Here is a 21,669-nt window from a genome sequence, read left to right as displayed (position 1 = left end):
CGATACTTGATTATTGGTGAATATTCCAGGTTAATTCATTCTGTTCGTCCAGACCTACCTCCAGACTTTTTCCTTTGCCCAGCTCCTCGTTGATGATAAGCCGTGAAATCGGTCTGCGCAGATAGTTACGGATTACACCGGCCACTTGGCGGGCACCGTATTTGGGTGTGAATCCTTTGTGTGCAAGCATCTTACGGGCATCATTGCTGATGGTGATGCCGATACCCTGCTTGTCCAGAAGTTTTCTGACTCCGTTGAACTGTATGTCGAATATTTTCAGGAGTATGTCTTCGCGGATGGGGGAGAACGGAACGATTTCAGACAGGCGTGCCAGAAACTCCGGACGGAAATACTGCCCCATCACCTCCATGATCTGGGTGGTTGACGGAACATTGCCGGACTCAAGTTGCTTGGTCAGCCACTCGCTTCCTACATTGGATGTGAACAGCACGATGGAGTTGGAGAAATCCCCTTCCTTGCCCAGACGGTCATGCAGTTTTCCTTCGTCCATGATTTGCAGGAAAATGTCATATACGGACGGATGCGCTTTCTCTATTTCATCAAAAAGGACAACGGCGTATGGCTGTTGCCGTATTTTATTGACCAGCATACCGCCTTCCTCATAGCCCACATATCCCGGAGGCGCTCCGTACAGCAGGGCGGCGGAGTGTTCTTCCTTGAACTCGGACATGTCGAAGCGGATCATGGATTTCTCGTCATTGAACAGGGCTTCCGCCAGTGCTTTGGCAAGTTCGGTCTTGCCGGTACCGGTGGGTCCCAGCAGGAAGAAGGAGCCGATGGGCTGTCCCGGCTTGTTCATGCCGCTACGAGATTCCAGGATGGCATCCGTCAATGTCTTCAGGGCCTGGTCCTGTCCGACGACGCGTCGCCTCAGATAATCTTCCATATTGAGTAGCCGTTCCTTTTCCTGCGACTGTATCTTGCCGATGGGGATGCCTGTCTTGCTGGCGACAACGGCGGCTACCTCATAGATACCCACCTCTTCTATTTTCTTTTCTGCAAATTGGAGGAGGACGTTCAATGCGTTTCTCAGATAGCCGGTCAGCTCTTCATACTCCTGCAATTCATGGATATCCGCTTCATCGGGTATGACTCCTAAAAGGATGGGGCTTAATTTGTTGTGCATTACGAAAAGCAGCGTTTTCAGTTCTTCGGTCTTTTCCTGAAGGTCCTTTTCGTCCTTTTCTATTTCATCCAGCCCGGACAGTAGGGTCTCCACATTCTTCTTTCCTGTTTCATTGACCATCTTGATGGCGGAGAGCGTCATGTCCAGCAGACCGATGGCGGAATCAGGCAGACGGCGGTCTTTGATATACCGTTTGGCAAGACGGACACATTCGGCTACGGCTTCGTTGCTGATTCTTACATGATGGTAGTCCACGTATTGTTTCTGCACGGAGTGTAGCATCTGGATAGCGGACTTTATGTCCGGTTCGCTTACCTGTATGACCTCGAAACGGCGGCTGAAAGCATGGTCCGGCTCGATTATTTTGCGGTATTCGTCAATGGTGGTGGCGCCGATGACGGTCAGATCGCCGTGCGACAGTTCGGATTTCAATACATTTCCCGCACCGGTATTTCCTTGTCGGTTGTCCAGCAATACATGGATTTCGTCAATAAACAGGATTGCATTGTCGATATTCCGCAATTCTTTCAGGATATTTTTCAGGCGGTCCTCGATTTCCCCCTTGTAGGTGGCTCCCGCAATCAGGGAGGCGTTGTCCAGTTCAAATACACGGGTTTCTTCCAGAAACGAGGGCACTTTATGGCTGACTATCTCCCAGGCAAGTCCGTAAACCAGTGCTGTCTTTCCTACTCCGGCATCACCGACAATCAGGACATTGGACTTGCTCCGGCTTCCCAGTATCTCCATGACCATACGGTTTTCACGGTCGCGGTTGATGACCGGATGCAGCTTGTTGGCCGCATCTTCGGTTAGATCCACACAGTATTTGCCCAAGAAGGAGGATGAGGCGGAAGTCGGGGCATAGGACTTCTCCGTAGTGGCGGAAGGACATGCCGGCTGCCCGTTACCTATATATATGGAATGGATATCCTTTTCCAGAATGGGGAAAGACCTGAGCTGGTCGCTGGAAAAAGCGACACCGGGCTTTGCCAGTGCCAATAGCACACAGATGGGATTGATGTCGAACAGCCCGAACTGGATTCGTGCATCGTCTGCGGCACGGAAAACGGCGTCAATCCGTTCCGAAGGCTTGATTTCGGACAACTGGGTGGATTTCGGGCATTGTTCGATATATACGTCCGCCCATTCCTCCAGATAGCCTAAATCCTTGCCTATACTTATTATAAAATCTCTTAACCCTACATCTTTATGAAGTAGAGCCTTCAACAAATGCGAGGGTGTATAACACTCATTCGCATTTTCACGAGCCACTGCAAGTGCTATGTTAAGCGCAATTTTTACAGAATCATCAAGATTGATGAAACCAACTCCTGTTTCCATAATCGTAAGATTTAAAAATTGCGCAGGAGAACATTGCAAATATAAGGCAAAAAAAATAATTCGGCTATTGTTGGCAGCGTTTTTTTTATGCTTATGGGCATATTTTCGGTAAAAACAAGAAAAAATCATCAAAAGTTCTTTGTAGTTTTCAGAAAATGCCATATATTGGGCGCAGAAATTGAAGGACAAAGATAGGACTGTAGCAGGCCTCCTTTGACCGGATATTTCAAAATCAACTTATTTTTTAATTTAAAACTTTGAGAATATGGCATTTAAAGCGTCATTTAAGTTTTCGGACTCAAGAGAGTTTGATGTACTGACCTGGAGAGTTAAGTTCAATCGTGATGTGGACCCCAAAGGCCGTCCGGCATCTGACATTTATGGTGGCACAATCTATGTGGAAGTCGAATCAACTCCCGATACCATTGTGCTGGATAAGATGTTCAAGCAGTACCAGCCCGTAAACGGAAACATCGTCTTCAAGAAAGCGGATGAAGATGCCAAAATGAAGGAATTGGTGTTCGAAAATGGTTATGTGGTGGATTACGAAGAGGCACTGAATGTGGCTAACCAGTATCCGATGACAATCAAGTTCGCCATTTCTGCACAGACCGTGAAGATGGACGAGGCTACATTTGTACAGGATTGGCCGGAAAACAACTAATGGTTGTTTCCTAATCAAAGTTTTAAGGTGCCGGAATATACCAATTCCGGTTATTTCGGCACCAAAAAACATACCGACCAGTCGGATTATTTATTTAAAATCATAGTTTAAGATAGTATGGGAGCAAGTTTTCTGAATTTGGTGGCTACTAAAGTAACCGTGAAAGGAGAAGAACAGAAATTCGTTTCACTGCATCTCCGTCAGGGTTTCAACCGGCATCACACCTTCACTGTGGTGGTGAATTATCTGTCGCCTAACAATACGTTCCAACAGACCCCGGAAAAATTCATCGGCTACATCGGGGAGACTGCCAGCATTTCATTTGTCCATAGGCAGACGGGTGAAAGTTATGACTTCGAGGGAATCATCACTCAAGTGGAAATGGTTGGAAGCATGGGCGAGACAGGCGGAGTGGCCATTCACGGAACAAGCCCTACGATACTGTATGAGAACAACAGGACACTCGATTCTTGGATGGATCAGTCCCTCTCTACCATAATAAAAGAGGCGACGCAGGAGTATGGAAAGGTCAATCTGGTTTCCAATCCCAAGTATGCGGCGCCCATACCCTACATGGCGCAGTATAACGAGAGTGTCTTTGACTTTATGAATCGCCTTTCGGCTCTTTATGGGGAGTGGTTCTATTATGACGGGACGAAAGTGTATTTCGGCAAGCCTGACAGGGACAATACGGAGAAGATTGTTTATGACATGGATTTGGAGGAAGTACGTCTGGTTGCCAATCTGGTACCGGGTAAATCCGCAAGATACGATTATGTAGCGCAGGAGAACAAACAGCATAATGCGGATACGCCTGCCAAACCGGATGGCATGAACGACCTTCAGTCTATTGCACACAGCTGCTCTGAGAAGGCATATACCGCAAAAACGACCTCGGCTGCCGACCCCCATGTAACGGACAAGGCGGAACTGGACGAACAGATGAGGATTGTAAAGAATGCGTCTGGTGCCAATCTTCTGAACATCAAAGGCATAGGAAAGACTTGCCGGATAAGGATTGGTGAAATCATCGACGTTTCTTTCCCTGACAGGATGAAACTGCCTCCTTTAGGCAAGTTCCGTATTGTCGGGATTGAGCATGAGGTACGCCGTGACGGACATTACTCCAATAGTTTTGTCGGTGTGCCGGACGGTACGGTACATATTCCTGTTCCCGATGTGAAGCGGCCGTTGGCGTTGCCGGAACTGGCTACGGTGAAGGAAAACAACGACGACAAGGGACAGGGACGTGTGAAGGTGGCTTTCGACTGGCAGAAAAACGGCAAGACAACCAATTGGATCAGGGTGCAGACTCCTAATGCGGGAGTAAGTGGTGCGGTTCCCAAGAATCGCGGATGGGTATTTGTTCCGGAAGTCGGCGATCAGGTTATGGTAAGCTACGAGCATGGCAACCCGGACCGCCCCTATGTTACGGGATCGGTGTTCCATTCCGGTTCAGGTAAAGGAGGGGACAAGGACAACAAGGTCAAGAGCATTATCACACGCAGCGGCAATGCCATCGTTTTCGATGATGAGACGGGAAGCATCGTTATTACCGACCAGACGGGAAAACAGCTGATCATGTTGGATGGCACGGATGCCATTACCGTCATGGCGAAAAAGAGCATTACCCTTACCAACGAGGCGGAATCGGTCATCGTAATGGATGATAAGTCGATAGGCTTGCAGGCCGATACCATTGCTCTCGAAGGCAGGAAAAGTGTAACATTGCTGTCCGGCAACGAATGTATGGTGCTCAGCAGCGAAAAGAGTATAATTAGCAGCAGCGGTACCAATATCAAACAGGAGGCGGCAAAGGATTACGATGTTGCTGCAAAGAACGGAACGGTCAACGGTGTAAATCTGATGATAGAGGGAAAGGGAAACGTAACGGTTTCGGGAGGAATAGTAAAGTTTAACTCATAATTCGGTTGGCCATGGGAGCAGCTGCATCTGTGATACAGGAATATTACAAAGCGGTCGATTACTGGGCGGACATAGTCGGCAACAGGGACTGGAAACTGTCTGTATGGATTGTCGGGCAGAACGATGTGGACTTGGTGGACAGGTTTCTGGAAATAGAACGTTCTCCGGTAGGGCAGTTCGATGACATATTCTTTCGTTTTGATACGCCGTACAGGGGGGATGACGAGGAATACACCGAACAGCTCTGGCAGGAATATGCGGGTTGGTTTTCAGAAAAGGTTGAGGAGAAGTATGATATTCTCAGGGCTCTGAGGCACGACGGGCTGCTGAAGGAAGAATACATTCCTGATGTGTCGGTTGAGCATACGGCGGGCAACTTGTGGAGAGAGATGTTGCGTTTCAAAGCATGTATCTCCAGGTTGGATGATGCCTTTTTCTGTCTGTACTTTCCTCCGGAACAGGAAAGGGGGTATTCCCGGGCAGGATGGTTCGGCAATGTGCTGAAAGAAGGTGTTCCGCAGGGAATCCGGATGACAACCATTGACTTGAAAAAGAATAGGAGTATCCGGCTGGGTGAGTCTCGGGAAGTGGTTTGCATACGCCCGCAGTTCGATATGGCGGCGGCTTTGCATAACCGGATGGCACGGTCGGATAGCGGTAACGACCTGATTGCACCTGAAAATCGGTTCAAGCAGCAGGTTACGGTTGTCATGGATTCTACACAAAAGCAGGATTGGAAATTATTGGACAGGGAAATCCGAAAACTGTTGGATATTGCACAGGAAATAAAGGATACGAATATCCGGATTTCCGCTCTGCTTATCGCATCCGAGGCATGTTATGCTATCAGGGAATATAAGCATAGCATGAAATACAGCGACGAAACCGTCCGGGAGGCGGAAAAGGCGATGCAGGGCGGTGAAACGGCAGGATATAGTTATTGGAAAATGGCTGTTTCCATGAAAGCGGCCATTCTGACAGCTGGGAAAAAACGGGAGGAAGCGGTTGCCTTGTATGACATGATGGCTAAAAAAGCCGTCATGCAGAAGGACCCTTATTATGTCATGGAAGGCTATCGCATGTGTGGTTTCCTGCGCTATGAGGATGGAAAGATGGAACAGGCTTTCGAATATTTTTTGCTTGCCCTGGCAGGAGGCAGCTACCTTTCTGCCGAAATCAGGCGGAGTTCCACGTTCGTTTATGCGGCGTATCTGGCTCTTCATACGGGAAGACTGGTTCGCGCTCCGATTGATGTCGGGATATTGGAACGGCAGCTCTGCGAATGGATTGGGGAGGATTGGAAGGAACTGGTGGACAATCCGGATATGCAGCAGGCGAAGGCCAGAAGAAGGGGAAGTTTTTTCAGTTGAGCGAGATTTAATTAATATATATTTTAAATTTAAAATTGAATAAGTATGGATCTTGGTAATTATGGAATCGGCGGAAACGAAGTGAAGATTGACGCTTCCGAAGGTATTGCGGAAATTCCACAAAATCGAACCTTATTGGTGGAACAGCTGACGAAGGATGAGCCGGTGGCTCCCGAAGTGGTTGCCGGTCTGACCAACATTGACGAAGTCTTTGCACATTTCCGGCCGGAAATAGATATCGAGTTCGCGGATGCGGACGGTGCTCCCGTAGAGGAAAATTTCCGTTTCCACAATGTCGGTGATTTTTCTGTCAGGAAAATGACGGAGCAGAGTTCATTCTTGTCCGGCCTGAATGCGGAAAAGCAGTTTGCGGACAGGATGGAGAAGTCGTTGCGTTCCAACAAGGTGCTGCAACGGGTACTGGAAAATCCGGAGACACGTGGAGCGTTTGTCAATGCGATTTCTGCCATTTTGGACGATTTGAAGAACAATGAGAAGTCTAACCCCACTAATGAATGATAGTTATGAGCGAACAGAATACACAAAGAGAAGCAGCCGTACAGCAGCAACAGGCTGTGGCGCAGTCCAGAAATCTGAACGCTGAATTGCAGATTCTGGCTAAGTTTGGCGGTTTCAATGTCTTGGAATCTTCCGTGGACGGCATACAGAACATGAATCCGGAGCGTAAGGCACGGCGGAACATATTCCTTTCCGACCCCGAACGGGCGGCTGAGCGCAAGGAGCTGGAAAAACGGCTTGAGATGTGGGTCGATATGTTGAAAGGCAACAAATCCATCAGCGAGATGGTGGAACTGTGCCAGAAGAAGTCTGCGGCGGTGTCCGGTCTGCTATCCCAGAACCAGCTGAAAGCGGTGGAAGAGGTCAGGCAGTTGGAGAAGTCCTACCGCACGGTCATGCTCTTCTACAAGAATACGGATTCCGACAAGATCAAGAATATCTCCATTGTGAACGCTTCGATGAGCCAGCTTACCGATTTGGACAACTCCTTCTTTATCGATGCCATTGCAAACGAGCTTCGTGCGAATTATGACCGTTTGGACTTGCGTACCAACTATTCCCTGCTGGTTATCCCGGGATATTTGGGTTCCAACAAGGTTGTTGAAAAATGGGCAAAGATTGCGCATGACAACAAGGTGATGATTTACACGGATTTCGCTGATCTGGAAAAACCGGATGATGTCATTGAAATGTTCTTTGATTCCAATCTTTCGGGAGGCGATGTGTACAAATCCAACGTATGTATGACCTGCAACTATTTGGTAGGACGGGGACGCTATGCGGAACTGGGCGAAACCGAAGACTTGCTGATTCCTCCTTCTGCGGCATTGGCCGGCAGTGTGTACAAGACGGTAATGGCACAGGTTACCGCCGGTAAGAAGTATGGTTCCATGAGCGAGGTGGACGGGGTGGCCTTCAACCTGAAAAAAAGCGAGATTTCCGAAATCGAGAAGATTGGCCTGATTCCGATGGTGAAGGAATACGGCAAGGTGATGGCTTTCTCTGCCAAGACATTGTTCAACGGGGACAACTTGGGATTGCAGACCTATTCCGTAGTCCGTGTGTTCGATTGGGTAACGAAAGTGCTGATGGATTTCCTCAACCGCCGTGCCTTTGAGAACTGGAACAGCAAGGCGGAAAGGGATTTGCGTGGTCAGATCAGCAAGTTTTTGGATAGCATACAGGGTCCCGGACGCTTGATTGAGAAATTCAAGATTCTTCGTTTCGAGCGCGATCCGAAGCAGAAAGACCGTATTTTCCTCGACATTCACCTGACTCCTTATTTCCCGGCAAAGAGTTTTGTCATCAAGTTGGAAGGTACAAAAGGGGATGACGAGAACGACTGGAACAGCGACTATGCACAGGATGCATAGGTAAGTCCTTACAGGGACAGCCGGAGTGTGTCGGTTGGAACGCCCGGTTGTCTCTTTTTCACATTCTAAAAAATTCTCACCATGTCAGATGTGTTCAAGAATATAGCTGACGCCGCCGGTAGCAGCAGCGTCAGACGGGGCTTTGCCGACCTTTTTTCAGCCTCCAAGGCGGCTTTGGACGAGATTCAGGCAGGTCTGGGCGGAATCCTTCCTTCCATGCCGGGTATGCCTGTCGCCAAGTTCGGTGACCTGTCCATCGGGATAGACATGCATCCTACCGTTACCCCTCCCTCTCCCATCATGCCTGTGCCTCATGTAGGCAAGGTGTACGACCTCATGGCAGACCTCATGGCCGGCATGGCGGCTGCCATGCCGCCTGCGGCTGATGGAGTGGCCGGAGTGGCATGCAACATCCTCAAGAGCATGGCTCCGTCGGTCAAGGTGCATAACCAGTGGATTGCGCAGGCAGGTATCGGCATCGTACATCTGCCGGCATTTGTATTGCATCCGGCCCCGTTGGTCAGCGGTATGTCCGAGTCCGAGATGTGGATGGGCAGTTCCACTGTCCTGGCGGACGGTGCGCCTTGTTCCTCCCTCACACATCCGGCACTCTCATGCAACATTGTGGGAATACCGACGATTCCCCGCAAGGGGAAGCCCAAGAAGGTGAGTAAGGCCCTGCTTGCCCCCACTTCCATGCTCTCCACCATCACATCCGTAGGAAATCCCGTGCTTGTGGGAGGACCGCCTACCATTGATGTATTTGCGCTGGCGATGAAGTTCGGGCTGAAAGGCTTGGGCAAGATGTGGAAGAAGATAGGCGACCGCTTCCAGAACCTGATCGACAGGCTGAGGAAAAAAGGCATGAACAGGCTGGCGGACATTCTCCAGCCCATCAAGTGCAAGACTTTCGGCGAGCCGGTGGACGCTGCTACGGGCAGGGTCTATCACACCAATGTGGACTTTGAGCTTCCGGGGCCGATTCCCGTCGTATGGGAACGTACCTACTACAGTGATGCCGCCGTGGACGGTCCGTTGGGATACAACTGGCACCACAGTTACAATCTGGGAATACGGCAGCTGGAGGAAGGGGCGTTCGCATTCCGCCATGCTGACGGACGGGAGTCTTTCCTGCCCGAGCTGAAACTTGGAGAATCCCATTTTGACCGCAAGGAACAATTGTTCTGGACGCTTGACGCTCAGGGTTATCAGCTTACAGACATCCGGGGACTGCAATACCGCTTTGACGGTCCTGAAAACCGTTTCGGCTACCGCATGGTGTCAGGCATTTCCACGAAGGACGGATTCCGGATCCGCTTCGAATACGCTTCGGGGGGAAGGCTGGCAGGAATCATATCCTCACGGGGAGAGTTCCTGAAAGTGGAAACCGACGAGTCGGGACGGGTACTCTGCGTTTCCGTAAATCAGGACGGTGAGGAGGTGAAGCTGGTCCGCTACCGTTACGATGACCGGGGCGACATGGTGGAAACGCTGGATGCGCTGGATGTCAGCAAGCATTTCGTCTATTCCGGCGGACACCTGCTGGTACGGCTCACCAACCAAGGGGGTATGTCCTTCCACTGGGAATATGAAGGTAAGGGGGAGAATGCCCGCTGTGTGCATACATGGGGCGATGGAGGCGTGATGGAATATTTCATCCGTTACGGCAAGGGATATACCCATATCCGTAACGGGGAAAATGCCGAAACCGAATATTATTACGGTAAGGACAAACTCATCTATAAGATAGTGGATGCCAACGGAGGAATTACCCGTCACCAATACAACAGCTTTCAGGAGCTGGAGGTCACGGTCAATCCCGAAGGCTATACCCGTAAGACCGCCTACAACGAGTTCGGCCAGCCGGTCCGGATTACGGACGAGAACGGGGAGGACACCTTCCTGGACTACGACGGCAATCGCAACCTCGTCTCGCTCTACACTCCGGGTGGAAAAAGGCTTTCATGGGACTATGACGGACAGGATCGGGTCGTCAGCCGGACCACACCGGGCGGAGAAACTGTGAAATATACCTACGAGGGAGGCGTATTGCGTACCATAACGGACGGACAGGGCCGGGTTTACACGCTCACGTTCAACGACAGGTACGACCTGGAGCTGCTGCAGTTTCCCAACGGGCTGTTCCGCCGGTGGGAGTACGACGGCAGGGGAAGGCTTGTGCAGGCGGTGGATGTGAAAGGCAACGTTACCCGTTATGCCTACGACCGGGCGGACAACCTGATACGGCTGGAAGAGCCGGACGGCAACGTGCACCGGTTTGAGTACGATGCCATGGGGAACATGGTACATGCCAGCGACAACATCCGCGAGGTCAGGTTCACCTATGGGGCGCTGGGGGTGTTGAAAAGCCGCGAGCAGGACAGACACTGGATTACATTCGGCTACAACAGCGAGTTGCAGCTCCGGCGCATCGGCAATGAGGCGGGCGACAACTATTTCTTCGAGCTGGACGGGCTGGGACAGGTCGTTACGGAAACCGGCTTCGACGGCCTGCGGCGTGAATACGAGCGCGATGGTGCGGGACGTGTCACCCGTGTGAACCGTCCCGGAGGAAAATGGACGGAATACCAGTATGATGGACTGGACAATATCCTGAAGGAGGAACAGTATGACGGGGAGGTCTCCCTCTACACGTATGACAAGGACGGCATGCTTGTCAAGGCGAAGAACAGCGAGAATCTGCTGGAGTTCACCCGTGACAGGAAGACGGGACTGATTATAGAGGAGAAACAGGGAGAACACACCGTCAGCCGTACCTATGACAGCGAAGGCAACTGCACCCGCATCACCAGCAGTCTGGGAGCGGACATCCGTCATACCTATGACCGGGAAGGCAACCTGCAGACCATGCAGGCGGGCGAAGGCTGGCAGGCATCGTGGGTGCGTGACAATACGGGGCTGGAGGTGCAGCGCACCTTCTCCGGTGGCGTAACCGTCAGCACCGAGCGCGACGGTTTCGGGCGCGAGGTGCGCAAGTCGGTCCGGTCGGGAGGCATCGAGCGTGGAGCATACCGCTATGAGTGGGGCATTGCCAACCGCCTGCTTTCCAAGGAGAACGAGCTGACCGGAACGGTCATGCGCTACGACTACGACCGTTTCGACTTCCTCATCCGGCAGGAAACCACCCAAGGCTCGGAAACGGACGTGATTTACCGCGTGCCGGACTTCGTGGGTAACCTCTTCGGGACTCCGGACAGAAAGGACCGCAAATACGGTGCCGGTGGAAAACTTTTGGAGGACCCGGATTGTTTCTATCACTACGACGATGAGGGAAACCTCATTTTCCGCGAGTTCAAGCAGTTGCAGGAAACGGGTGTAAGGTACGACCGGAAGCGCATGGAGAAGGAACGCGGCATCCGTTGTCTGGCAACGGGTACGGGATGGCTCTACGAATGGGCGTCCAACGGAATGCTGAAGAAGGTTATACGTCCGGACGGAAGACCGGTGGAGTTCCGGTATGATGCGTTGGGGCGCCGCACTGTCAAGCGGTATTTCGGAAAGACCACACGCTGGGTGTGGAACGGAAACGTACCTTTACACGAATGGAGCTATAAAGCCATTGGCTTACAATCGGACGAAGAGGAAAACATCCCTCCAAAAGAACCGGTAGAAGATATTACTACCTGGGTGTTCGAAGCAGGTACATTTGTACCTACGGCAAAGATACAGGATGGCAAGCAATATTCCATTGTGTCCGATTATTTGGGTACACCTATACAGATGTATGATGAAAAAGGATACAAAACATGGGAATGTACTTTAGATATATATGGGAAAGTCGTAAATTTTGAAGGATTTTTTTTAAATGATTGCCCTTTCAGGTTTCAAGGACAATATGAGGATAAGGAAACAGGACTGTATTATAATAGATTCAGATACTATTCACCTGAAACTGGTAGTTACTTTTCACAAGATCCCATAAGACTATATAGTTCTAATCCGACATTTTATGGATATATATATGATACCAATATTGGTGTTGATATTTTCGGATTTACAGGAACTTATATGTTTACAGATGGCAAGAAGTGGTATATAGGGAAAGGACCCAAAAGTAGAATGTACCAGTCTATGGATATTAGAGTTGGTGGATACACAAATGTCACAAAAGGACTACATATTGATTATGGTAATAATAATACAGGTCTCATGGTTGAAGCAGCACTTATGAGGCGAAATCAAGCTGTCACAAGCATAGATTTTCTAAACCAAATCAATTCCCCAGGAGAAAAGATGTTAACAGATGCATATCAGAAAAACAGAGCATTATACGATGATATAATGAAAAAAGCAGATGATTTTGAAGCTGAATTTAAACAATTAAAAGGAATAAAATGTCATTAGATAAAAATATACGAGAAAATATTGATGGAAAATATCTAACAATATATGCAGATGATTTTCTAGAAGGTATAGAATTTGCTAGACAAATAAAAATATCTCAAATTCAGTTTGTCAATATGTCCAATGATATATTGATTGACTTTATTAACATAGAAAAACTTTCCGAGTATTTGCAAGTAATATCATTTGTTGGCATTTGGGAAAATATCTCAAATTTAAATTCAATCTATTCTCTAAAAAATATAAAGAAAATATATATCCAACAAAAACAAAAATTTACAATAGATATCTCTAAATTTCCTAATATCATTCATTTGGGATGTGAATATTGGAGGGGAATTTTATTCGAGAATGCCCTTTCTTTGACAAGTCTTGTTTTGGTAAAATTTACTAACAACAATCTACAACAATTAAAAAAACTAAAGAAGTTAAATGCACTACATATATATTGTTCAAAAATTAAAGAATTAAAAGGGATTGAATATCTACCAATTGAAATATTATATCTTGCAAGAAACAAATATCTAGAAGATATTTTAACTATTGAACAACTACCACAACTAATTAAATTGACAATTGAAAAATGTAGCAATGCGTCAATAGATGCAATTCACTCTAACATCCTAAATAGGATAGATATACAAATAATAAAATGAAAGTTAGAATTTATGAGAAAATAACTCTGTATAATTGAATTCTGCGAATCAAGACGTTGGTACCCATTCCGGTGGATTTATAATCCCATTATGATACAGAATTCTAACACTATCAATAGGAGATGTAAGCCTAATAGGGAGTGATCTATGTTCAGTAAAAGTTTTCAAACGATAAGGTTTGGAAAACAATCTTTTAAAAAACGCCACTCCTATTTCCGTTTTGGGTGCAAAAAGGATATGTTTTCAAAACAGACAGACCGATTCATTCCTATTCTGTACAAAATAAACATGGGACACGAAATAGATGCGAACTTTATATTAGTTCCTATGTTTGTAATTGCAAAATAGTTTGCTAATAAAATAGCATAAGCCGTGAGTATTATTATATTTGATTTAAAAATCAACAAATATCCAATATTTAAAACTTATGCTAGTACAAAGAAACGAATTAAATTTCTCCATCCCTGCGGATTTATAATCTGCCGGTTATGAGTATTAGGATTGGTAATTCTTAAATTTCCTCTGAAAGTATATGGAGGTAAGCAAGATACCAATCTTTATAAATTTGCGATTGTTTAAAGGACTTAAAATAGAAAAGGTATAATCAAGCTGTACAAGAACTCTTATCTAAAACATAGCATAATGCAGATAAACAGGATATGAGTTTTTGGACAGCTTTCTATTTCTACTAAAAATACACCAAGACTGTACAAAGCATTACCCCACATCACTCAACTCATGATCCAAATCAAACCTCAACACATAAAAAACGCCATTATCCACATAGCCGAAACACCTGTTCCGCTGAGTGATTCTGAATTTCTTAATGCCTTTCTTCCATAGGTCATCTGAAAAATAGCGCTTGCTTTTCTTCTTCTTGTTATACGGTTTATAATCCAACCCATTATCTGTAGCAATGGCATTCCAGTCCAATTCCTCAAATTTACGGAATGAATCAATAAATTCGTTTTGATTCTCGCCGTCAATAAGGGAAAAACCAAGCGTGTCATCAATAAGACTGAAATCAAGCTTGCCTCCACTGAAACGAATGGTAATATACTTTTCGAGAGATAGTTCACCCCTTTCAAACAAGATAGAGTACAATTGCTTCTCTTTCCAGATATTACCAACCTCGATTGGTTCTTCATCTTTGGTTACGGCAACCGGATGCTTCTCATACCTGGATCTAATAAATGATAGAAGACAAACCGAGCGGGCTGCTGCTTCGGCAACTGAACTGCCGGATACATCGGTTTCACCTACTGAATATTGGGCATTGGAATCCTGTTGGGGAGCTTCATCCCAAAACGGATTACAGATGGCACGTGCCAATGTACTTTTATACAGCCTGGCTTCATCGATGATACGGGTTTCCGGTGCTGTCAGCAAATCGTGTAAAGTCTTGTCGGGAGTGGCTTGCGCAGCAAAAAAACTTCCTTGTTTGAACAGATATCCCACTCCATGTGAAAGGGCATCCTGCAATGCCTTGTGAAACGGAGGCATTCCGTTTTTCCAGAAATCCCGGCTGTCCAAAAACTGTCCGTTCAATGACAATTCATTGATAATGATACCGTCCATAGAGTCTTATAGCTTTAAAATGGCATCCAAATCAATATCAAACTGCTCAAACATGCCGGGAATATAGGATTGGATTCCTCCCTGTGGGGTAAATTCCACAAGTTCGGCATGGGTCAATCCATTCCCGTCTTGTCTGAAGTTGTACACGGCAACGTCAGACAAGGCCAACTTTTCCTGACTGATCAGGCGCCGGATACCGTTAAACAGGTGGTCGCTATGGCTCTCTATGATGATTTGCACACCGGCTTTCGCTATCTTTGCCATGAAATCAATCAGGTCGGCTTGTGCCTTGGGGTGCAGATGGATTTCTGGATTCTCCGTAATCACCATGCCGCCTTTCGGGGTCGCGAAACAAGCTATGATGACTTCCGTCATAAAGCTTACTCCGGTACCGACATGGTAAGGGAGAAGCTGTTTGCCGCTGCGCGTTTCATATTTTACGTAATGATTGCTTCCTACTGTTTCCACTACCAGCCGGTAACCGGTCAGCCTGTCCAGTTGATAATTCACCTGACCTTCCAGGGTTTGAGTGCCGGGAGCCAAGATCAATGCGGCATCCAGCGTATCCAGACGGTGCTTGGCGTAATAGTCTATCACAAATTCCCCGTTACGCCCCAGCTTGTTTTCCGAATCGGGATTAACGGGATGCATATATGCCCCACCGGGGCGTGTGGCAGGCAGGTACAGCAGGTTCTCGCTTCCGAGAACTCCCAGCAGGTTCGGAGATGCGTCAGCCGATTGTTCCACAAAAGTGGTTTGGAATGAGTCATCGCCCGGAGTAAAACAAAGCCGGGTCGGATCTTCTCCATGATACGAAATACAGATTTCGTATGACTTGGCATTGGTCACAAAGTTCCTTACATCATTGAAATTCGACGCTTCTGTTCTCCGGTTCTTCAGACCGTGTTTGCCTTTTTGCTCCGTCACGTTATCCGAAGCAATCAGCAAGGCTTGCAGTGCGGTAGATTTTCCCGATGAATTCGGACCTGCGAACAGGTTCAGAGGTTTTAATTCCAACGAACATTCCACCAGGCATTTATAATTGTTGACAGTCAGATTGTTTAGCATAAATTCAGTTCATGAATAAGTCGGTTGATAATTTCATAACGCTTATAGGTCTGCTTTCCGCTATCCACGGAGCGTGTGAGAGAATCCAGATAGGCATCATTGCACATTAATTGCATATAAGTATCCTGAACCTGACGATGGAATTGTTCCCCTTCTCCGTTCAATCTTGACAGAAGATAACTGAAACTCTCAAAGAAAGCCATGTTTATCGGCCGTTTCTTGCCCGGTAACGAAGGCAGCCTGAAGCCGCCTGACGGAAGCAGTTGTATAGCAAGCTCCATGGCACGTGTAAACCGGCTATCCAGTTCTTTAAACAAACCGTTTTCCGGCTCCAGCTGATTGAGAAAACGCATCGTTTTCCCCAAAAAATCCTCTACATTGCTTCGGTAATCCAGAGGCTCATGGGTGTCCGGGTCTATGGTGATATGCTGCTGCCACAAATAAAAAGCCGTAAAACGGAGTACCAGATACCTGTCTTTCATATGGTTGTCTGGAATGGAACCTTCTGTAGCTTCAACGAATACCTCTTTCTTGGCCAGCCGGTTGATCAGTTTCGTGGCATTGCCCTGATAGAGCGCATTGCGCATCTCTTGATTGTTAAGCCGCGTCCCGCCACGGTTCACCCGGTCAAACAAGTCAAAGGTAACCCGGTCACTGGTAGGTGCCTTAATCACATGCAAGGTAAGCGAACAGTCCTCTATTTTATTCTGCTCCAACGGAGTCAAATCTGCGAATCGGGAACCGTTCTTGTCCTTTAGGATAGTGAGTTTGTCCAAGGCAAATTCATTGTTGATAAAACTGAACAAGGTGCTCAGACGCTGCTTGCCGTCTACAATAAGATACACTCCCTTCTCATCTTCCTTCACATAAATCAGAGGTAGAGGAATGCCCATCAGTATGGATTCTATCAGCTCGCTTTTCTGTTTGGTCTTCCATACCAGTCCCCGTTGAAAATCAGGGGTCAGATTCAGCATCGGAGGAGTTTTTTCCCATTTCCGCTTCAGTTGGAACACGGAAGCCGATTCGCGGGCTATATTTAGCACTGCGTCCGGATATACGGTATTCGGCTCGTATGTCTGCTGGTTGGAAGCCGTCCGTATGGTATATTCTCCTTCAAAGTCCATTTACTCTCCTTTTTTCTTCAACAGATGCAAATATACGACGTTTTTTTGATACATGACTTGAAATCAATTGCCTTTTATGGATTGTCTTATGATTTTTGATAGAAAATAGTAGGAGAATGTTTTTCTTTTTTGATTTTAAATGATACATTTGCAAAAAGCAGACCGACCAATCGGTTTAAAAACAAGAATCAAAAAGTTTCATTATGCCGGATGTGTTCAAGAATATAGCTGACGCCGCCGGTAGCAGCAGCGTCAGACGGGGCTTTGCCGACCTTTTTTCAGCCTCCAAGGCGGCTTTGGACGAGATTCAGGCGGGTCTGGGCGGAATCCTTCCTTCCATGCCGGGTATGCCTGTCGCCAAGTTCGGCGACCTGTCCATCGGGATAGACATGCATCCTACCGTTACCCCTCCCTCTCCCATCATGCCTGTGCCTCATGTAGGCAAGGTGTACGACCTCATGGCAGACCTCATGGCCGGCATGGCGGCTGCCATGCCGCCTGCGGCTGATGGAGTGGTCGGAGTGGCGTGCAACATCCTCAAGAGCATGACTCCGTCGGTCAAGGTGCATAACCAGTGGATTGCGCAGGCAGGTATCGGCATCGTGCATCTGCCGGCATTTGTATTGCATCCGGCCCCGTTGGTCAGCGGTATGTCCGAGTCCGAGATGTGGATGGGCAGTTCCACTGTCCTGGCGGACGGTGCGCCCTGTTCCTCCCTCACACATCCGGCACTCTCATGCAACATTGTGGGAATACCGACGATTCCCCGCAAAGGGAAGCCCAGGAAGGTGAGCAAGGCCCTGCTTGCCCCCACTTCCATGCTCTCCACCATCACATCCGTAGGAAATCCCGTGATTGTGGGAGGACCGCCTACCATTGATGTGTTTGCGCTGGCGATGAAACTGGGGCTGAAAGGATTGTCAAAGCTCGGAAAAAAAATATCCCATCTGCTGCATGGATTGATAGACAAGGCGGGATTGAATCCCCGGCTTGCCAGGATTCTCAAGAAAACAGCTTGCATCATATTCGGTGAGCCGGTGGACGCTGCTACGGGCAGGGTCTATCACACCAATGTGGACTTCGAGCTTCCGGGTCCGATTCCCGTCGTATGGGAACGTACCTATTACAGTGATGCCGCCGTGGACGGTCCGTTGGGATACAACTGGCACCACAGTTACAATCTGGGAATACGGCAGCTGGAGGAAGGGGCGTTCGCATTCCGCCATGCTGACGGACGGGAGTCCTTCCTGCCCGCGCTGAAACTTGGAGAATCCCATTTTGACCGCAAGGAGCAGCTGGCATGGACACTCGACAGTCGGGGCTACCTGCTTACGGACATCCGGGGGTTGCAATACCGCTTTGACGGTCCTGAAAACCGTTTCGGCTACCGCATGGTGTCAGGCATTTCCACGAAGGACGGATTCCGGATCCGCTTCGAATACACTTCGGGGGGAAGGCTGGCAGGTATCATATCCTCACGGGGAGAGTTCCTGAAGGTGGAGACCGACGGATTGGGGCGGGTGCTTTGCGTTTCCGTGAATCAGGATGGCGAGGAGGTGAAGCTGGTCCGCTACCGTTACGATGACCGGGGCGACATGGTGGAAACGCTGGATGCGCTGGATGTCAGCAAGCATTTCGTCTATTCCGGCGGACACCTGCTGGTACGGCTCACCAACCAAGGGGGTATGTCCTTCCACTGGGAATATGAAGGTAAGGGGGAGAATGCCCGCTGTGTGCATACATGGGGCGATGGAGGCGTGATGGAATATTTCATCCGTTACGGCAAGGGATATACCCATATCCGTAACGGGGAAAATGCCGAAACCGAATATTATTACGGTAAGGACAAACTCATCTATAAGATAGTGGATGCCAACGGAGGAATTACCCGTCACCAATACAACAGCTTTCAGGAGCTGGAGGTCACGGTCAATCCCGAAGGCTATACCCGTAAGACCGCCTACAACGAGTTCGGCCAGCCGGTCCGGATTACGGACGAGAACGGGGAGGACACCTTCCTGGACTACGACGGCAATCGCAACCTCGTCTCGCTCTACACTCCGGGTGGAAAAAGGCTTTCATGGGACTATGACGGACAGGATCGGGTCGTCAGCCGGACCACACCGGGCGGAGAAACTGTGAAATATACCTACGAGGGAGGCGTATTGCGTACCATAACGGACGGACAGGGCCGGGTTTACACGCTCACGTTCAACGACAGGTACGACCTGGAGCTGCTGCAGTTTCCCAACGGGCTGTTCCGCCGGTGGGAGTACGACGGCAGGGGAAGGCTTGTGCAGGCGGTGGATGTGAAAGGCAACGTTACCCGTTATGCCTACGACCGGGCGGACAACCTGATACGGCTGGAAGAGCCGGACGGCAACGTGCACCGGTTTGAGTACGATGCCATGGGGAACATGGTACATGCCAGCGACAACATCCGCGAGGTCAGGTTCACCTATGGGGCGCTGGGGGTGTTGAAAAGCCGCGAGCAGGACAGACACTGGATTACATTCGGCTACAACAGCGAGTTGCAGCTCCGGCGCATCGGCAATGAGGCGGGCGACAACTATTTCTTCGAGCTGGACGGGCTGGGACAGGTCGTTACGGAAACCGGCTTCGACGGCCTGCGGCGTGAATACGAGCGCGATGGTGCGGGACGTGTCACCCGTGTGAACCGTCCCGGAGGAAAATGGACGGAATACCAGTATGATGGACTGGACAATATCCTGAAGGAGGAACAGTATGACGGGGAGGTCTCCCTCTACACGTATGACAAGGACGGCATGCTTGTCAAGGCGAAGAACAGCGAGAATCTGCTGGAGTTCACCCGTGACAGGAAGACGGGACTGATTATAGAGGAGAAACAGGGAGAACACACCGTCAGCCGTACCTATGACAGCGAAGGCAACTGCACCCGCATCACCAGCAGTCTGGGAGCGGACATCCGTCATACCTATGACCGGGAAGGCAACCTGCAGACCATGCAGGCGGGCGAAGGCTGGCAGGCATCGTGGGTGCGTGACAATACGGGGCTGGAGGTGCAGCGCACCTTCTCCGGTGGCGTAACCGTCAGCACCGAGCGCGACGGTTTCGGGCGCGAGGTGCGCAAGTCGGTTCGGTCGGGAGGCATCGAGCGTGGAGCATACCGCTATGAGTGGGGCATTGCCAACCGCCTGCTTTCCAAGGAGAACGAGCTGACCGGAACGGTCATGCGCTACGACTACGACCGTTTCGACTTCCTCATCCGGCAGGAAACCACCCAAGGCTCGGAAACGGACGTGATTTACCGCGTGCCGGACTTCGTGGGTAACCTCTTCGGGACTCCGGACAGAAAGGACCGCAAATACGGTGCCGGTGGAAAACTTTTGGAGGACCCGGATTGTTTCTATCACTACGACGATGAGGGAAACCTCATTTTCCGCGAGTTCAAGCAGTTGCAGGAAACGGGTGTAAGGTACGACCGGAAGCGCATGGAGAAGGAACGCGGCATCCGTTGTCTGGCAACGGGTACGGGATGGCTCTACGAATGGGCGTCCAACGGAATGCTGAAGAAGGTTATACGTCCGGACGGAAGACCGGTGGAGTTCCGGTATGATGCGTTGGGGCGCCGCACTGTCAAGCGGTATTTCGGAAAGACCACACGCTGGGTGTGGAACGGAAACGTACCTTTACATGAGTGGAGCTATAAAGCTATTGGCTTACAATCAGACGAAAAGGGAAACACCCTTCCAAAAGAACCGGTAGAAGATATTACTACCTGGGTGTTCGAGGCAGGTACGTTTGTACCTACGGCAAAGATACAGGAGAGCAAGCAGTATTCCATTGTGTCCGACTACTTGGGTACACCCATCCAGATGTACGACGGACAGGGCAACAAAACTTGGGACTGCACGCTGGATATTTACGGAAAAGTGCTTGCCGTTGATAAGGGAACGGAGTTTGATTGTCCGTTCAGGTTTCAGGGGCAGTATAAGGATAGTGAAACCGGATTGTACTATAACAGATTACGTTTTTATGATTCCAATATTGGGAACTATTTAAATCAAGATCCTACTGGTTTAATTGGAGGAAACCCAACTCTGTATGGATATGTAAAAAATATCAATGCACAAATAGACTTGTATGGATTATGTGTATATGAACTAGTAGCAACAAGTGATGGCTGGTATCCTGTATATGAAAAAGGAAAATTGAATCCAACATCATATGTACGATTAAATCAAGGTGATGTCTACAAAATAGGTGAATCTCAAAATCCCCAAAGTAGGTATTCTCAAGTAAGATTGGATGAAGCTAGGATAAATAAATCAACTGCCACTTCAGTAGCCATAGACACTAATGGAAAACCTAAATTAGATATAAATGGAAATATTATGACAGCTGGTTTGGAAATGGACATTGATCAAAATACAATTGGAAATACCAAACAAGCCGATCGTTCAATCGAAACTCAAAGAATAAAGACTTATGAACAAAATAATCATCATCTGCCTGCTGGTAATAAAACGCATCATTAATCATTAAAAATAATTATT

Annotated in this window: 12 protein-coding genes; 8 read left to right on the top strand and 4 right to left on the bottom strand. The window is 48.6% G+C overall.

Going from position 1 to position 21,669, the window contains the following annotated elements; all coding sequences use genetic code 11:
- Positions 1-10: 10 nt before the first annotated feature.
- Positions 11-2,488 (bottom strand): ATP-dependent Clp protease ATP-binding subunit, encoded by a 2,478-nt coding sequence (locus tag EYA81_RS13190; protein WP_036631108.1) that lies wholly within the window; start codon positions 2,486-2,488, stop codon positions 11-13.
- A gap of 265 nt (positions 2,489-2,753) precedes the next feature.
- On the opposite strand from EYA81_RS13190, the gene tssD reads away from it, so the two are divergent.
- The 7 genes from tssD (at position 2,754) to EYA81_RS13155 (ending at position 13,361) form a co-directional block, all read left to right on the top strand.
- On the top strand, positions 2,754-3,152 hold the full coding sequence (gene tssD / locus EYA81_RS13185) for a type VI secretion system tube protein TssD (RefSeq protein WP_007832783.1): 399 nt from the start codon (positions 2,754-2,756) through the stop codon (positions 3,150-3,152).
- Positions 3,153-3,269: 117 nt separating this feature from the next.
- Positions 3,270-5,078: a type VI secretion system Vgr family protein gene (locus EYA81_RS13180; RefSeq protein ID WP_007832785.1), complete on the top strand. Its 1,809-nt coding sequence runs from the start codon at positions 3,270-3,272 to the stop codon at positions 5,076-5,078.
- A gap of 11 nt (positions 5,079-5,089) precedes the next feature.
- Positions 5,090-6,448 (top strand): hypothetical protein, encoded by a 1,359-nt coding sequence (locus EYA81_RS13175; RefSeq protein WP_036630349.1) that lies wholly within the window; start codon positions 5,090-5,092, stop codon positions 6,446-6,448.
- A 45-nt stretch (positions 6,449-6,493) separates the two neighbouring features.
- Complete coding sequence (locus EYA81_RS13170; protein WP_005802596.1) at positions 6,494-6,967, top strand: hypothetical protein; 474 nt, start codon at positions 6,494-6,496, stop codon at positions 6,965-6,967.
- Positions 6,964-8,340 (top strand): DUF5458 family protein, encoded by a 1,377-nt coding sequence (locus EYA81_RS13165; RefSeq protein WP_004288713.1) that lies wholly within the window; start codon positions 6,964-6,966, stop codon positions 8,338-8,340. The genes EYA81_RS13170 and EYA81_RS13165 overlap by 4 nt, the downstream gene beginning before the upstream one ends.
- Before the next feature lie 81 nt (positions 8,341-8,421).
- Positions 8,422-12,705 (top strand): DUF6531 domain-containing protein, encoded by a 4,284-nt coding sequence (locus EYA81_RS13160; RefSeq protein ID WP_131225900.1) that lies wholly within the window; start codon positions 8,422-8,424, stop codon positions 12,703-12,705.
- Positions 12,696-13,361, top strand: coding sequence for a hypothetical protein (locus EYA81_RS13155; RefSeq protein WP_051636084.1), 666 nt, complete (start codon positions 12,696-12,698; stop codon positions 13,359-13,361). Before EYA81_RS13160 ends, EYA81_RS13155 begins: the two co-directional genes overlap by 10 nt.
- 717 nt (positions 13,362-14,078) lie before the next feature.
- Here the strand turns inward: EYA81_RS13155 and EYA81_RS13150 are convergent.
- Genes EYA81_RS13150 through EYA81_RS13140 form a run of 3 tightly spaced genes read right to left on the bottom strand, consistent with a single transcriptional unit; the run spans position 14,079 to position 17,131 of the window.
- Positions 14,079-14,939, bottom strand: coding sequence for a hypothetical protein (locus EYA81_RS13150; RefSeq protein ID WP_117689369.1), 861 nt, complete (start codon positions 14,937-14,939; stop codon positions 14,079-14,081).
- Between the two features lie 6 nt (positions 14,940-14,945).
- Entirely contained in the window at positions 14,946-16,007 is a 1,062-nt protein-coding gene (locus EYA81_RS13145) for an AAA family ATPase (protein ID WP_036631097.1), read from the bottom strand.
- Positions 16,001-17,131, bottom strand: a complete 1,131-nt coding sequence (locus EYA81_RS13140; RefSeq protein WP_005858581.1) for a DUF262 domain-containing protein — start codon at positions 17,129-17,131, stop codon at positions 16,001-16,003. Before EYA81_RS13140 ends, EYA81_RS13145 begins: the two co-directional genes overlap by 7 nt.
- A gap of 203 nt (positions 17,132-17,334) precedes the next feature.
- Here EYA81_RS13140 and EYA81_RS13135 point away from each other — a divergent pair, with 203 nt between their 5' ends.
- Positions 17,335-21,651 (top strand): DUF6531 domain-containing protein, encoded by a 4,317-nt coding sequence (locus EYA81_RS13135; protein WP_131225898.1) that lies wholly within the window; start codon positions 17,335-17,337, stop codon positions 21,649-21,651.
- The last annotated feature ends 18 nt before the right edge of the window (positions 21,652-21,669 follow it).

This window comes from Bacteroides sp. A1C1, from assembly GCF_004328515.1.
GTDB lineage: Bacteria > Bacteroidota > Bacteroidia > Bacteroidales > Bacteroidaceae > Bacteroides > Bacteroides uniformis.
This window is presented reverse-complemented; position numbering and strand designations above follow the sequence as displayed.